11 protein-coding genes are annotated in these 12576 nt (G+C 51.8%); all 11 read left to right on the forward strand.

Annotation, left to right across the window (positions count from 1 at the left end):
• The first annotated feature begins 410 nt into the window (after nucleotides 1-410).
• The 11 genes from GOV45_RS10530 to urtE all read left to right on the forward strand — a co-directional run bounded on the left by GOV45_RS10530 (nucleotide 411) and on the right by urtE (nucleotide 12447).
• On the forward strand, nucleotides 411-1757 hold the full coding sequence (locus tag GOV45_RS10530) for a substrate-binding protein (protein ID WP_170477107.1): 1347 nt from the start codon (nucleotides 411-413) through the stop codon (nucleotides 1755-1757).
• Nucleotides 1758-1866: 109 nt separating this feature from the next.
• A complete protein-coding gene (locus GOV45_RS10535; RefSeq protein WP_170477109.1) occupies nucleotides 1867-2898 on the forward strand; it encodes a branched-chain amino acid ABC transporter permease in 1032 nt (343 codons plus the stop codon).
• 3 nt (nucleotides 2899-2901) lie between these two features.
• On the forward strand, nucleotides 2902-4107 hold the full coding sequence (locus GOV45_RS10540; protein ID WP_170477112.1) for a branched-chain amino acid ABC transporter permease: 1206 nt from the start codon (nucleotides 2902-2904) through the stop codon (nucleotides 4105-4107).
• A gap of 11 nt (nucleotides 4108-4118) precedes the next feature.
• The gene (locus GOV45_RS10545; protein ID WP_170477114.1) at nucleotides 4119-4874 is read left to right on the forward strand and encodes an ABC transporter ATP-binding protein; all 756 of its coding nucleotides are present in this window, start codon (nucleotides 4119-4121) and stop codon (nucleotides 4872-4874) included.
• A gap of 9 nt (nucleotides 4875-4883) precedes the next feature.
• Complete coding sequence (locus GOV45_RS10550; protein WP_170477117.1) at nucleotides 4884-5639, forward strand: ABC transporter ATP-binding protein; 756 nt, start codon at nucleotides 4884-4886, stop codon at nucleotides 5637-5639.
• Nucleotides 5640-5782: 143 nt separating this feature from the next.
• Nucleotides 5783-6169: a hypothetical protein gene (locus tag GOV45_RS10555; RefSeq protein ID WP_170477120.1), complete on the forward strand. Its 387-nt coding sequence runs from the start codon at nucleotides 5783-5785 to the stop codon at nucleotides 6167-6169.
• A gap of 286 nt (nucleotides 6170-6455) precedes the next feature.
• On the forward strand, nucleotides 6456-7727 hold the full coding sequence (urtA, locus tag GOV45_RS10560) for an urea ABC transporter substrate-binding protein (RefSeq protein WP_170477123.1): 1272 nt from the start codon (nucleotides 6456-6458) through the stop codon (nucleotides 7725-7727).
• A 66-nt stretch (nucleotides 7728-7793) separates the two neighbouring features.
• Complete coding sequence (urtB, locus tag GOV45_RS10565) at nucleotides 7794-9749, forward strand: urea ABC transporter permease subunit UrtB (RefSeq protein ID WP_437436518.1); 1956 nt, start codon at nucleotides 7794-7796, stop codon at nucleotides 9747-9749.
• A 1-nt stretch (nucleotide 9750) separates the two neighbouring features.
• Complete coding sequence (urtC, locus tag GOV45_RS10570) at nucleotides 9751-11013, forward strand: urea ABC transporter permease subunit UrtC (RefSeq protein WP_170477125.1); 1263 nt, start codon at nucleotides 9751-9753, stop codon at nucleotides 11011-11013.
• Nucleotides 11010-11750 carry an urea ABC transporter ATP-binding protein UrtD gene (gene urtD, locus GOV45_RS10575; protein ID WP_170477128.1) on the forward strand — a complete coding sequence of 247 codons (741 nt, stop codon included), beginning with the start codon at nucleotides 11010-11012 and terminating at the stop codon, nucleotides 11748-11750. Before urtC ends, urtD begins: the two co-directional genes overlap by 4 nt.
• 1 nt (nucleotide 11751) lies before the next feature.
• Nucleotides 11752-12447 (forward strand): urea ABC transporter ATP-binding subunit UrtE, encoded by a 696-nt coding sequence (urtE, locus tag GOV45_RS10580; RefSeq protein ID WP_170478085.1) that lies wholly within the window; start codon nucleotides 11752-11754, stop codon nucleotides 12445-12447.
• Nucleotides 12448-12576: the final 129 nt, after the last annotated feature.

The raw sequence follows: 12576 nt of genomic DNA on the forward strand, positions 1-12576 counted from the left end.
TTGCTGGCCTTCTCTTGGGCTTTGCGGTTGCCTGAGACAGCAGGAAAAGTTCAAAATGTTTTAGTTCCCCGTGGAGGGATGGCAGGCTGCTCGTCGGTGGGAAGATTGAAAATCGTATGTCCTCCGAGTTCGCGCGAGACTGCCTACGCGTACTTGATTGTCCAGGGTGCCATATCTCAACAACAGTGGTTAGCAAGTAAACGAATGCTTTTCAGTGCATTGAGTGACGAACTCAAAAAAAATTTACAAAATATCAGAAGTTTTGTTTATTCGTTTACAAAACTTTCCATCAAAACTAATCAGTTATTGTGAAATTTTCTGACCCGTTTCCATAATCGGCTTGCACAAGTGTGCGCTCTCACCAGCTGGAAGAGGAGCCAGAAGGTGGGGAATGGAAATGGGAGGAATTTATGACTAACAAAAATGTCACACGCCGCGGCGTGTTGAAATCTGGTGCGGTCGCAAGTACCGGATTGGCCCTGCCAACAATTTTTACCGCCTCATCAGCGGCAGCCTTCACGAACGAGCCAACCGGATCGTCGGTTGTACTGGGCTTCAACGTCCCGCAGACCGGCCCATATGCCGAAGAGGGCAACGATGAATTGCTTGCGCAGCAGTTGGCCGTTGAGCACTTGAACGGTGAAGGCGACGGTGGGTGCCTGAACACGTTCTCGTCCAAGGTCCTTCAGGGCAACGGAATCCTTGGAAAGAAAGTTGAGTTCGTAACCGGAGACACTCAAACCAAATCAGACGCCGCGCGTGCATCCGCCAAGTCGATGATCGAAAAAGACGGCGCAATTATGATCAACGGTGGTTCATCCTCGGGTGTGGCCGTTGCTGTGCAGGGCCTATGCCAAGAGGCGGGCGTGATCTTTATGGCCGGCCTGACCCATGCCAACGACACCACTGGCAAGGACAAGAAGGCAAATGGCTTCCGCCATTTCTTTAACGCTTATATGTCGGGTGCCGCACTGGCGCCGGTTCTGGCGGCAGAAATGGGCAATGAGCGTCGCGCTTACCATTTAACGGCAGACTACAACTGGGGATGGACCCAGGAAGAGTCGATTGTTGCTTCGACCGAAGCTCTGGGATGGGAAACGGTCAACACGGTTAAGACACCACTCGCATCAACGGATTTCTCGTCCTACATTGCGCCGGTTCTGAACTCGGGTGCGGATGTTTTGGTTTTGAACCACTACGGCGGCAACATGGTGAATTCGCTGACCAACGCGATCCAGTTCGGTCTGCTGGACAAGGTGGCCAACGGAAAAGACTTCAAAATCGTTGTGCCGCTTTACTCTGAATTGATGGCTGCTGGTGCAGGCGAAAACATCAAGGGTGTGCTGGGTTCGATGAACTGGAACTGGCAGCTGCAGGATGAGGGTACCAAGGCCTTTGTAAAATCCTTCGGCGAGAAATATGGTAAGCCTCCGTCGAACTCGGCTCAGACCTGCTATGCACAGACGCTGCTTTATGCAGATGCGGTTGAACGCGCAGGTACTTTCAACCCGTGCGGTGTTGTCGAAGCATTGGAAGACTTTGAATTCGACGGGCTGGGCAACGGACCCACATGGTACCGTGGTGCGGATCACCAGTGCTTCAAGGACGTTCTTGTGGTGCGGGGTAACCAGAACCCAACAAACGAGTACGACACACTGGAAATCGTTGAGATCACTCCGCGTGCACAGGTTGAGTACGATCCGGAGCATCCGATGTTCGCCGGTGGCGATCTCGGCGAGTGCAACCCGGGTGCATAAGGTCTTTGGCCTTCGTCTGGTCGCTGATAGGCGGCCAGACACTCTCAGCCGGGTGACTTTTCCTCGTGCTGACCACTCAAATAACGCTGACCAACCTTGAGGTGGGGCAATGGACGCCATCCTATTGCAAATTCTGAACGGGCTGGACAAGGGTTCGGCTTATGCGCTTATCGCGTTGGGTCTGACACTGATTTTCGGCACGCTTGGGGTCGTGAACTTTGCCCACGGGGCCTTGTTTATGATCGGTGCGTTCTGCGCAGTGACCTTGCAAAAGCTTATGAACCTGAGTTTCGAAGTCGTTGATGAATCTCAGCAGGATTTTCTTGGTAATCCGCTGAAAGTGGAAACGCCCTATGTTGAAGCTTGGTTCGGACCAGAAGTCGGCGCTGCAATCATTGATTGGTCCGTTCCGTTGGCCATCCTTTTTGCGATTCCCATCATGCTGTTGGTCGGCTACGTAATGGAAAGGGGCCTGATTAAGTATTTCTACAAACGTCCTCATGCGGACCAAATTCTTGTGACTTTCGGCTTGGCGATCGTGTTGCAGGAAATCGTGAAGTACTTCTTTGGCGCAAACCCAATTCAGACACCTCCGCCAGATGCGCTGAGTGGGTCGATCGACCTTGGCGTTATGGTAGGTTTTGACCCGAACGCGATAATATACCCAATATGGCGACTCGTTTATTTTGGCTTTGCCGTTGCGATTATTGGCGCGGTATTCTCTTTCCTTCAATTTACAACCTTTGGGATGGTGGTGCGGGCCGGGATGGCGGACCGTGAAACAGTAGGATTGCTGGGGATCAATATCGACCGTCGTTTCACAATCATGTTCGGGATTGCCGCTGCCGTCGCAGGGCTGGCGGGGGTCATGTACGGACCTCTTAATCCGCCAAATTATCACATGGGTATGGATTTTCTGGTTCTTAGCTTTGTCGTTGTTGTTGTTGGCGGCATGGGATCGCTGCCCGGAGCGGTTCTCGCCGGATTTCTGCTGGGCATCCTGGAAAGTTTTGCATCGACTACGTGGGCTACAACTACAATCCCAGGCATCAACCAGATCATCATCTACCTTGTTGCCATCATCGTGTTGCTCACGCGGCCGCGCGGGCTGATGGGCCGCAAAGGCGTGATGGAGGAATAAGATATGTTGGGACTAAACAAAAAAGACACAAGCCTCCTGATTATTGTCGGCCTCCTGACATTGCTGGCCCCTTTCATCCTGAACCCGTTCCCAGAAGGCAGCGCGATGGCGCAGTTCAACGCGGGCTATCCGGACCTGATGCAGAGATTTGTGATCTTCGGAATCTTTGCAATTGGCTTCAACATCCTTTTTGGCCTGACTGGCTATTTGTCCTTCGGTCACGCGGCCTTTTTGGGGGTCGGCTCATATTCGGCAGTTTGGATGTTCAAGCTGCTCAGCTACAACGTTATTCCTGCTATTGCGCTTAGTGTTGTCGTCGCTGGGCTGTTTTCTTTGCTGATCGGCTTTGTCAGCCTTCGCCGGTCGGGGATTTACTTTTCGATCCTGACTCTGGCCTTTGCGCAAATGAGCTTTGCTCTGGCATATTCAGTCCTGTCGAACCCAAAGTTTAATCTGACAAACGGCGAAACCGGTTTGCAGGTTTACGCGGACGATCCGCAAATCTTGCAGGGGGCCAATTCACCCGACCTGCCGCATTTGTTCGGTCTGCCTATGCGTGCCACCTACACTATGGATGTTGGCGCTTGGAGCTTTGACTTTAACGCGGGTTACTACCTGTGCGCAGTTGTCATGATGGTGGTGTTTTATCTGGCCATCCGTATCTTCCGGTCGCCATTTGGAATGATGCTGCGTGCGGTGAAATCGAACCAACAGCGGATGAACTACACCGGTTTGAATTCCAAACCCTATACGCTTGCGGCTTTTGTGATTTCGGGAATGTACGCGGGTTTGGCCGGTGGTCTTATGGCGGCGATGGACCCGTTGGCTGGTGCAGAACGGATGCAGTGGACTGCCTCGGGTGAGGTTGTGCTCATGACCATTCTGGGCGGCACCGGCACTTTGATAGGCCCGATTTTGGGTGCAGGTTTTATTAAGTATTTCGAGAACATTTTCTCGAAAATCAACGACAACGTCCTGCACAGCTGGTTTGCGTTCTTACCTGATGGATTGGAGGATGCGGTTGTTTTCCTCATCCATCCGTTTATCGGTAAGGGGTGGCACTTGACCCTTGGCATCCTGTTCATGCTGGTGGTCATTTATCTACCCGGCGGTCTCGTGGAAGGCGGCCAGCGCATGCTCAACTGGTTCAAAAACAAAAAAACTGCAACCGACGACACTAAGTCGGGCAAAACCGAACCAGCGGAATAAGGGGTACGACAATGGCAATCTTAAGAGTCAAAGACGTCAGCAAACGTTTCGGTGGGTTAAAAGCCTTGACGGACGTGAACCTGAGCGTCGAAGAAAACTCAGTTCATGCGATTATCGGCCCGAACGGAGCAGGTAAATCCACCTTGCTGAATTGCCTCGTGGGCAAGCTGATGCCCGATACCGGGACAGTTCTGTTTGACAATGCTTCCGTCCTTGGACTTGAGCCGTATCAGATTAACCAAATGGGCATCAGCCGCGTGTTTCAGACGCCTGAGATTTTCGGTGAACTCACTGTTATGGAAAACATGCTTATTCCAATCTTTGCGATGCGGGATGGCGCGTTTCGGATGCACGCTTATGAGACAATCGCCAACGAGAAAACCATTGTAGAACAAGCTGAATCTGTTCTTGAAGAAATGAATATGGCGGACAAACGGCAGATGCACGCCGCTGCACTGTCGCGTGGGGACAAGAGGCGTTTGGAAATCGGCATGTGCCTGAGCCAAAACCCCCGCCTGCTTTTGTTGGATGAACCCACGGCAGGTATGGCTCGGGCAGACACCAACAATACAATTGATTTGCTAAAGCAGATCAAAGATGAACGTGACATAACAATCGCGATTATTGAACACGACATGCACGTGGTTTTCAGCCTCGCTGAACGGATCACCGTTCTAGCGCAGGGAACACCGCTGGTCGAAGACACTCCTGAAAATATCCGCGGAAACCCGAAAGTTCGAGAAGCTTACCTGGGCGAAGCAGCGTGAGGAAAAGCAATGAACGAAAAACCTGACTTTTCAAAAGACGCCAACATGGCCAGCACCGCGCCCGCGTTTCTTTCAGTGTGGGACATGCACTCTTACTACGGTGAGAGCTACATCGTTCAGGGTGTGAACTTTAACGTGCACGAAGGCGAAATACTTGCGTTGTTGGGGCGAAATGGTGCTGGAAAAACATCGACGCTTCGCTCGATTGCGCGGGTCGGTGAACCAGAGGTCAAGCACGGGGAAATCTGGCTGGACCACCAGCCATTGCACAAAATGACCAGCTATGAAGCAGCGGCGGCCGGTCTTGGTCTGGTGCCAGAAGACAGACGGATTATTCCCGGTTTGACCGTGGAAGAAAACTTGCAACTTGCGCAAATAGCGCCTCCTGTCGGATGGTCGCTGGAGCGACTTTACGAACTGTTCCCCCGTCTTGGCGAACGCCGAAAGCAAGAAGGAATAACGCTGTCAGGCGGTGAACAGCAGATGCTTTCGATTGCAAGGGCATTGGCAAGAGATATTAAGGTTTTGCTCTTGGATGAACCGTATGAAGGTTTGGCGCCGGTGATCGTCGACGAGATCGAAAAGACACTCATTCACGTGAAGCAGCAGGGGATGACAACCATTATTGTCGAACAAAACGCCATCCGTGCACTGGAACTGGCCGATCGTGCGATAATTCTGGATACAGGCAGCATCGTGTTTGATGGAACCGCGAATGAAGTTCTGGAAAACAGTCAGCTTCGAGAAGAGTACTTGGCGATTTAAACGGACAAAGGCCGTCGAAACTCACGGCTTTCGTTGAGCGCCACTGGGGGGACTGATCACGCTCTGCAATGGGCGGTCATCCAGCCATGCGGTTTCACAAATGCCTTCTTGACGATCAGATTTTCAGGCGCAATGCTGAATTCATGGGCGTTTTGAAAACTTTGATTGCGTCGTCGGTGTTCCTCTGCGTGTCAGCTGCAAATCTTTATGCTGACGATGAGCTGGTGAAATCCTTTGCAAGCTGCGCTGGCAGGTATTCAGCGGAAATTGAGCACGCCTGGCTTTTGGATGATCCCAACGCAAAACAGTATGAAATGAAAAGAAAGGGATTTGTTTCCCTGCTGAATGCGACAATCGAGTCCGATAATGCGCAACACGTTTTGAGCCATCGCGTGAATGCGAAACATGCGCATTCGGCTCTTTTACAAACTGGGACCTTTGGTTCGGATGCGGCAACGTCGACAGCGGCGCGGAGAACTGCGGCTCGTCTCTTGTATCAGTGCAATTTGTTGCTGCTTGGTGGAACCTGAACCAAACCGTTGCTGCGATGCCGCATTATTAGGCCTGCGTTGCGGCAATGCTGTAAAATTAAGCGATCACCTGAAACTTCCGGAAATCCTCGCTTACGTGGCTTACTCGTAGTCGCGTAAGTGAATACGACAGAGTTGCGCCGAAATTCGGCTTTGGAATTGTGCGAAGGTGCCCGGCCTAGGAACCTGATGACACCCTCGCACTCCGCAAATATGCGTAGGGGGTATATGGGGTGTTTTCGCGTTCCGAGCAACCCTGCTGCGCATCGCAAACAAGGAAATGCTGATGCACAATACTCTTAAAACTACCGCTGCCGTTCTGTTGGCTTCTGCTTTGCCAGCTTTGGCGGATTGTCCGATCAAGGTCGGCGTTCTGCATTCATTGTCTGGTACGATGGCGATCTCGGAAACCACGCTGAAAGACACGATGGAGATGCTGGTAGAACAGCAAAACGAAGCCGGTGGGCTTTTGGAATGCGAATTGGAAGCGGTCGTTGTCGATCCAGCTTCGGATTGGCCACTGTTCGCTGAAAAGGCACGTGAATTGCTTACTGTTCACGAAGTGGACGTAATCTTTGGCAACTGGACTTCCGTTTCGCGCAAATCTGTGTTGCCAGTCATCGAAGAATTGAACGGCCTTCTTTTCTATCCGGTTCAATATGAAGGTGAAGAAAGCTCGAAGAACGTCTTTTATACCGGCGCGGCACCGAACCAGCAGGCCATTCCGGCGACTGATTACTTTTTAGAAGAGCTCGAAGTTGAAAAATTTGCGCTTTTGGGTACCGACTACGTGTACCCGCGAACCACAAACAACATTCTTGAAAGTTATCTTCAGCAAAAAGGTATTGCCGCTGAAGATATCTTTGTGAACTACACTCCGTTCGGACATTCTGACTGGTCCAAGATTGTGGCTGATGTGGTTGCGCTGGGCGCAGACGGAAAGAAAGTTGGCGTTATTTCGACAATCAACGGCGATGCAAACGTCGGCTTTTATAAGGAGCTTGCGGCCGCAGGTATCTCGGCTGACGACATTCCTGTCGTTGCATTCTCGGTTGGCGAAGAAGAACTGGCAGGACTTGATACAACAAACCTAGTCGGTCACCTGGCGGCGTGGAACTACTTTCAGTCGGCGGACAGCGAAGCAAATGAAGCGTGGGTAGAAGCTTGGAAAGCGCGTATGGGTGAGGACCGCGTGACAAATGACCCGATGGAGGCCCATTTCATTGGATTCAACATGTGGGTGAACGCGGCAACCGAGGCCGGAACGACCGAGGTCGATGCCGTGCGCGAGGCGATGTATGGTCAGGAATTTCCGAACCTTACCGGAGGTACTGCCGTAATGCTGCCGAACCATCACTTGGCCAAACCGGTGTTGATCGGTGAAATTCAGGAAGACGGCCAGTTCGATATCATTAGCCAGACCGAAGAGGTGCCTGGCGACGCGTGGACCGATTACCTGCCGGAATCCGCCGTTCTAAAGTCCGATTGGAAAGAATTGGGCTGCGGAATGTACAACACAGAAACTGAGAGCTGCGTGCAGATCAAGTCCAACTACTAAGATCTGAAACCTATTCCCCAAGGCGTTTGCATTGCGCCTTGGGGCACCACTCTGAGGTCACTTTCCATGCTGTTTATGATCCAGCGGGCTTTGCTTCTGCTAATCATTTTGATGGCTCCGACCCTGGTGTCGGCCCAATCCGCAGACGCCCCGATTCAGCTTATTCTTCAGTCCCACTCCGAGGCGATCGTGAAGTCTTCGCGCAAAACGATCGGCCCCGCAATTGATGCATTGGCCCAAAGCGGACTTCCCGAAGCTCAGGTGGTTCTTGAACGTTGGCAAGCGAAAGAAATGTGGGTCAACAAAGAGAGTGGTCTGTTTGTTTTTGCGGTTAAGGCAAACGGTGGGCTGCAGACCTTTGATGTCTCTGACAATTCAGAAACTGGGATAGCAGACAAGAAAACTTTCAAGCAGCTAAAGCCGAACTCCGGCATTCGCAGTATGATCGCTGCCGCCTTGGTTCAGTTTCAGTTGAATGACCCAATCCCGGAAAACCGGCAAACTGCTTTGACCGCGATTGAACGTGATGCTCAACCAAGCCACTTGATCGCATTGCGCGGGTCTTTGGAAGGCGAAGAAGATCCAGCAATAAGACTGCGTAAAACGCGGCTGGAACGTTTGTTGACCATCCGTTTCGACGAGGACGAAGCAGCGCGAATTTCAGCGATCGAAGGTTTTGATGGCGACCTAAGTGTCGAAGTCCGCGCAGCGCTAAACCCTTTAATCGCGACTGAAATACAAGTTGGGGAAGTTGTTCCCGAAGGCAGCATTCCTGTTGAAGTTGGTTCGGATGAACTGACAGAATCACAAGCTTATTCTTTTCTGGTTGAAAACGAACTGGCCCCTGCAACAGTCAGCCCACAAGCTGTCAAGGAAACGCTGATTGCAAATATTGAAGGCACTGCTGTTGCAGGCATTCAGGTCGCCACTTTGGATGACGTTGCAGCAAGGGAAACCGCTTATAAGCTACTGGCCCAGCAAGGGCTCGCCGATCCTTTGGTGACAAATGCGCAGAAGGCAGCCGAGATAGAAAAGCACCAATTCTTTAGAACCTATGTGGGTGCAAGTCTTCCCGTGGCGTTGGCCGCGCAAGCGGCATTGGACAATATCGAAACACAAGTGGCCCTGAATAGAACGGCCGACCTGATCCTTGACGCTCTTTCACTCGGATCGATTTACTTTCTTGCCGCAATCGGCCTGGCGATCACCTTTGGCGTCATGGGAGTTATCAACATGGCCCATGGCGAATTCATAATGATGGGTGCTTACACTGGCTATGTCGTTCAGCTATTCATACCGGATTTTACGATATCTATTCTTGTGGCCATTCCCAGTGCATTCCTGGTGACGTTTTCAGCGGGAGTTGCAATGGAACGGCTGGTAATCCGCTGGCTGTATCATCGCCCGTTAGAAACCTTGTTGGCAACATTTGGTGTATCGATAGCGCTGCAGCAACTGGCAAAAAACATCTTTGGAACTCAGGCCCGTCCGCTTACTGCGCCCGCTTGGCTGGATGGGTCATTTGTCATCAATGACATTGTTTCAATCAGTTATATCCGGATTGCGATTTTCGTGCTGGCTCTAATCTTTCTGGCGCTGTTCCTGTTTGTGATGAACCGCACCCGTATGGGGCTGGAAGTTCGCGCGGTCACACAAAACCCACGGATGGCGGCTTCGATGGGTATCAACCCTGACAAAATCAACATGCTTACCTTTGGGTTTGGATCCGGGATCGCAGGTATCGCTGGGGTGGCAATTGGACTTTACGCAAAAGTCACCTCGGAAATGGGGTCGGACTACATTGTGCAAAGCTTCATGACTGTTGTCGTAGGCGGGGTAGGCAACATTTGGGGCACACTATTAGGCGCGACTATGGTTGGCACATTGCAGAAGGGGATCGAGTGGTTGAATCCTTCGAACACCTTGGCGGCTCAGACATACATGATCCTGTTCATAATACTGTTCATACAGTTCCGACCTCGCGGTATCATCGCGCTCAAGGGTCGGGCGGCGGAGGTGTAACATGGTAGACATCACCTCCGCTGGCGCCCCAACCCGAAAACCATTCGTGATGCGATATCCTTCGGTTGCGATTTTTTTGGCGATCCTTTCCTTATTCACGATTTGCGTGACAGTTCTTGGTGAAGGATTTGGCATTGGTGTCGTTTCGACTAGTTTCATAAAAACCCTGGGCAAAACCCTTTGCCTGTGTCTAGCTGCATTAGCAATGGATCTTGTTTGGGGATACACGGGTATCCTTTCTCTTGGTCATATGGCGTTTTTCGGCATCGGCGGCTATGCGATCGGAATGTGGCTGATGTATGCGCGCACCGAAGTTATTGTGCGCGAAAGTCTTTCAGCAGCGGCGTTACCTCCGACGCCGCAGGAAATTTCAGATGGTATAGCCACCCAAATATTTGGTGTAGTTGGTGCGTCCGAGTTTCCGCCCGTTTGGGCCCTTGCGCACTCACTACCCCTGCAGATGGCAGCAATCGTGATCGTACCCGGGCTTTTGGCGCTGGTATTTGGCTGGCTGGCCTTCCGCAGTCGAGTGACTGGCGTGTACCTGTCTATTTTGACCCAAGCGATGACTTTGGCATTGTCCCTGTACTTGTTCCAGAACGACAGCGGATTGCGGGGCAATAACGGTCTTTCCGGTTTACAAAATTTACCAGGGCTGGAGGCGGTTCCCCAATCGCAAATCTCAATTCTGTTCTTTTGGGCTTCGGCGCTTGCTCTTGGCCTTGGGTATCTGCTTTGTGCATGGGTCGTGTCAGGTAAGTTCGGTTCAGTCATGCGCGCGATCAGAGACGACGAAAGCCGTGTGCGTTTTCTTGGATATTCAGTCGAAGCCTACAAGCTGTTTGTTTTTTCCTTCACTGCCGTGATTTGTGGCATTGCCGGGGCGCTGTATTACCCACAGGCCGGGATTATCAATCCGGCCGAGGTCGCGCCGATCGCGTCCATATACCTCGCTGTCTGGGTTGCTATAGGCGGGCGCGGGCGGCTTTACGGCGCCGTGATCGGGGCTGCATTCGTCTCGCTTCTTTCGACGTGGTTCACAGGCGGCCAGGCGCCGGATGTTTCCCTTGGTTTCTTCACGATCCAATGGGTCGATTGGTGGACTATCCTTCTGGGCTTATCGTTTGTCGCAGTCACACTTTTTGCGCCAAAGGGCATAGGTGGGTTGATAGACAGATTCACTGAACACCGGTCGCCGGAACGCCATGGGGCCGATTTGGGTCCGGACGCAGGTGCTTTGCGGGAAAAGGAAGCGTTGGAATGAGCAACCTTCTTGAAGTGTCGGGTGTTTCCGTTTCATTTGATGGTTTTAAGGCTATCAATAATCTCACGTTCCAGATTGGCTCGACGGAAATGCGCGCCGTTATTGGCCCTAACGGTGCTGGAAAGACAACTTTCATGGACATCTTAACCGGCAAAACAAAGCCGGATGAGGGGCATGTTTATTGGGGTGACAAACCCGTCTCTTTATTGTCGATGAGCGAAAGTCAGATCGCCCGGGCCGGTGTTGGGCGCAAGTTTCAACGCCCAACTGTTTTTGAAGATCAGAGCGTTCAGGAAAACTTGATGCTGGCGCTCAAGAACAATCGCGGGCCGCTTGCCGTTCTGCGGTTTCATCCGAGCCGAAGAGATCACGAACAAGTTGCTAAACTGGCCGATGAAATCGGTTTGGCAAAGGTAATGAGCCGTAAGGCAGGCGAGCTGAGCCATGGGCAAAAGCAGTGGTTGGAAATCGGGATGTTGCTTGCGCAAGACCCTAGGCTGCTTTTGGTGGATGAACCAGCTGCGGGAATGACACCAGCGGAAAGGGAGCACACGACTGAAATTTTGGTCGAGGCAGCGAAAACCCGAGCGGTCGTAGTCGTTGAACATGACATGGAGTTCGTGCGCAGGCTCAATTGTAAAGTCACCGTGCTCCATGAGGGTTCGGTTCTGGCCGAAGGTTCACTGGATCATGTAACCCGCAACGAAAAAGTTATTGAGGTGTACCTTGGGCGCTGATTTGTTGAATGTTTCGGATCTGTCTCTTCACTATGGGGGTAGCCAAATCCTAAATGGCGTAGACTTAGTTGCGCGCCGAGGGCAAGTGACCTGCGTCATGGGCACCAATGGCGTTGGTAAAACCAGCCTGCTGAAAGCCGTATCTGGAACGCACCCGCGAAGTGGCGGCACCTATTCTCTTGACGGTGAACCCGTAGAAAAGACGACCGCCTATGACCTTGCAAAGAAAGGCGTGGCCTATGTTCCTCAGGGGCGCGAGATATTTCCATTTCTGACGGTACAAGAAAATCTGGAAACCGGGTTTGCGTGTTTGCCGCGCAGCGATCGTCGGCTCCCGGATTTTGTTTTCGAGCTATTTCCGATCCTAAAGGATTTTCTAGCACGTCGAGGCGGCGATTTATCTGGCGGACAACAACAGCAACTAGCAATTGCACGAGCACTTATTACCAAGCCCAAGCTTTTATTGCTGGACGAGCCGACCGAAGGGATACAGCCAAATATTATCAAGCAGATCGGTGAGGTTATCCGCCTGCTTCGCGACCGTGGGGAAATGGCAATCGTTCTGGTCGAGCAATATTTTGACTTCGCGTACGCGCTAGGCGACAGCTTTCTTGTCCTAGCGCGTGGAAGCCCAATTCTTCAGGGGACAAAATCGGAAGTGAGTGAAAAGCAGCTTAGATTGTGCGTTTCGGTGTAGACTCAGGCTTTTGCCTAGTTTGGATATCGCCGATGAGTTCAAAAATGCTCTGGATTTTGTGGCAGCTTAGAAAACGCCTAGCTTCCGAGGTTGACTTGACCATCGCGGGTCTAGTCCGTTGAGTTATCC

The sequence above is a fragment of the Ruegeria arenilitoris genome, from assembly GCF_013035425.1.
Lineage (GTDB): Bacteria > Pseudomonadota > Alphaproteobacteria > Rhodobacterales > Rhodobacteraceae > Ruegeria > Ruegeria arenilitoris_A.

What these genes read in the sequence shown, in the direction of transcription:
- GOV45_RS10530 (WP_170477107.1), top strand. Translation starts at nt 411, where the DNA reads ATGACTAACAAAAATGTCACACGCCGCGGCGTGTTGAAATCTGGTGCG.
- GOV45_RS10535 (WP_170477109.1), top strand. Translation starts at nt 1,867, where the DNA reads ATGGACGCCATCCTATTGCAAATTCTGAACGGGCTGGACAAGGGTTCG.
- GOV45_RS10540 (WP_170477112.1), top strand. Translation starts at nt 2,902, where the DNA reads ATGTTGGGACTAAACAAAAAAGACACAAGCCTCCTGATTATTGTCGGC.
- GOV45_RS10545 (WP_170477114.1), top strand. Translation starts at nt 4,119, where the DNA reads ATGGCAATCTTAAGAGTCAAAGACGTCAGCAAACGTTTCGGTGGGTTA.
- GOV45_RS10550 (WP_170477117.1), top strand. Translation starts at nt 4,884, where the DNA reads ATGAACGAAAAACCTGACTTTTCAAAAGACGCCAACATGGCCAGCACC.
- GOV45_RS10555 (WP_170477120.1), top strand. Translation starts at nt 5,783, where the DNA reads ATGGGCGTTTTGAAAACTTTGATTGCGTCGTCGGTGTTCCTCTGCGTG.
- urtA (WP_170477123.1), top strand. Translation starts at nt 6,456, where the DNA reads ATGCACAATACTCTTAAAACTACCGCTGCCGTTCTGTTGGCTTCTGCT.
- urtB (WP_437436518.1), top strand. Translation starts at nt 7,794, where the DNA reads ATGCTGTTTATGATCCAGCGGGCTTTGCTTCTGCTAATCATTTTGATG.
- urtC (WP_170477125.1), top strand. Translation starts at nt 9,751, where the DNA reads ATGGTAGACATCACCTCCGCTGGCGCCCCAACCCGAAAACCATTCGTG.
- urtD (WP_170477128.1), top strand. Translation starts at nt 11,010, where the DNA reads ATGAGCAACCTTCTTGAAGTGTCGGGTGTTTCCGTTTCATTTGATGGT.